This window comes from Pyrobaculum sp. (assembly GCF_049971835.1).
Taxonomy (GTDB): domain Archaea; phylum Thermoproteota; class Thermoprotei; order Thermoproteales; family Thermoproteaceae; genus Pyrobaculum.
Genome location: NZ_JBMFKV010000296.1, coordinates 1 through 1,946, shown reverse-complemented (window position 1 = coordinate 1,946; position 1,946 = coordinate 1). Strand labels below are relative to the sequence as shown.

Annotated in this window: 2 protein-coding genes; both read right to left on the bottom strand. The window is 62.7% G+C overall.

Annotated features, from left to right (window positions below):
* A partial coding sequence (locus ACP5J3_RS13880) for a hypothetical protein (protein ID WP_428496226.1) occupies window positions 1–1,369 on the bottom strand: 1,369 nt, incomplete at its 3' end.
* A 75-nt stretch (window positions 1,370–1,444) separates the two neighbouring features.
* Window positions 1,445–1,897 carry a hypothetical protein gene (locus ACP5J3_RS13875; protein ID WP_428496225.1) on the bottom strand — a complete coding sequence of 151 codons (453 nt, stop codon included), beginning with the start codon at window positions 1,895–1,897 and terminating at the stop codon, window positions 1,445–1,447.
* Window positions 1,898–1,946: the final 49 nt, after the last annotated feature.

Here is a 1,946-nt window from a genome sequence, read left to right as displayed (position 1 = left end):
GGAGCGACTTGCCGAGATCCTTCTGCGGGATGTTGATCCCCTTGAGCCCGCCTCTGAGGGCCCCCTTGAGGGCGGCCCCTATGTCCGTGAGGACTCCCCCGGAGAGGAAGCTCTCTAGAGCTATCTGCCCGAGCTCGCCCAGGGGCCTGCCCTGCAGTGCGCCTATGCCTGTGGCGGCTCCCGCGAAGGCCCCTCCGCCGATGGCGAAGTTCCTCAGCATCTGGGTGAGCCCCTCTTTAGTCAGCCCGGCGGGCCCAGCCGCGGGTAGCATAATCGCGGAGGCGGTGAGGGAGTAGGTCTCGGCGATGTCTCTCACCTCCTCCGGCTTGTAGCCCATGGCGCCGAACGTGGTGTTCTTAGTCAGCCACTCGTAGTACTCCCGCTCCACCTGCTCGTACGGCTTCCCGGTGGCCAGCGCTTCGATTATGTTCTTGGCGGTGGGCAGTCCGGTTGCTTCCAGAAGGCCCAGCGCCAGCGACGCATAGCCTTCCCCTCCATAGATCCACGACTTGTAGACGTCGAGCTCCCTCTGCATGGGGGGCGGCAGAGCGGTGCCGCCTTGGTTGAGGGGAGGGGTAAAGCCGGAAGCCCGCCACATGGGTATGAAGCTGAACCTGTTCTGCGACTGCCCCGAATCCGCCAGAACACCGCCAAGCTTCTTCGCCATGTCGTAGTCCGCGGCGAGCTTCAGCGTGGCGGCGTCCCACGTCTGCCCGAAGCCGGCGGTGCCCAGCAGTAGCTTGGTCTTGCCGCCGTCTTTGACGAGCACGACGCCGCCGCTCGGCGTGAACACCACGGCGTCGGAGTCAGCCATGGCCTTCACCACGTCTTTTGTGACGTAAACCTCGCGGTACGCCTCCCCGGCGTCTGTCTTCACCTTCACCACGAGCTTCACCTTGTCGAGCTTGCTCCTCTCCATCTCGCCGAGGAGCTGTTTGAAGCTGTCGCGCTTCACCACCCTGTCCTTATCGAGATCCCCCTCGATTTTTACGGCGGGGGTGAAGTAGCCCATCTTCTTCAGCACGTCGACGTCGATCTGCGCCTGCTTCACAAGCTCGTTGTACTGATCTGTGAGCTGGCTCAGCCTGGCGCCGGCCGCCCTCACCGCGTCCAGCTGTGCCTGCAGAGGGGCGAGCTCGCTCTGCCACGCCCTCTGCCACGCCTGCTTAAACACAGACTCGAACCTCTCCTTCAAGACTCTGTTCACCTCCTCGTGTGATGCAGTCTCGGGGAGGCCGAGGAGCGAGAGCAGTTGCCTCCTGGCCTCGGCGTACTTCTGGCGGTCGCCGCTCTGCGCCGCCGCGTTCACAGCCGCAACCGCGTCGAGGATCTTCTTCACCTCGGGGTCCTCCAGCACCTTCTTCTCCACCTCCGGCTTCTTCTTCTCTATGTACTGATTGATAGCGGTCTGAACCGCCGCCGAGAGGTCCAGCCCTCTGAACTGCTATATAACGCTTCTCAGCTGGCTGTCCTTGTTCTGCTGAAGCCACTCGTCTGCGAACTCCACCATTTTGTTTCCCGGCCTTGTTGAGTGCACAACGACGTCGTAGATCCACCCAGCTCCGATCGTCTTCTGGAAGAAATCGCGGAGCGACTTCTCGAACTCGGTCTTGGCCTGGCTCAGCTGTTTCGACAAATCGTCAAGGCGGGCCTGGACGCGCTGGAGGTCTGCAAGCACGTCCTCGGGCTTCAGCAGATGCGGCATGCCCCTCCGCCTGCTGAACAGCGGCCGCGGTAGCGGCGGCGGGGCCGGCAACCGCGCCGTGGCGATGTTCAGAACTGCCCGCCGGAAAGGCTCCGCAGGTATCGTCACAGGCCCTATCTTCAACAGAGGCGGGAGAGGCTGTAGCTTCCTGCGCCTCTCCTGCTCAATTAATGCGTAGTCTGGTGGCCTCATGACACGCCGTTGGTGTTTTAATTTAAGCGCTACTCAGCGGAGGGCCCAC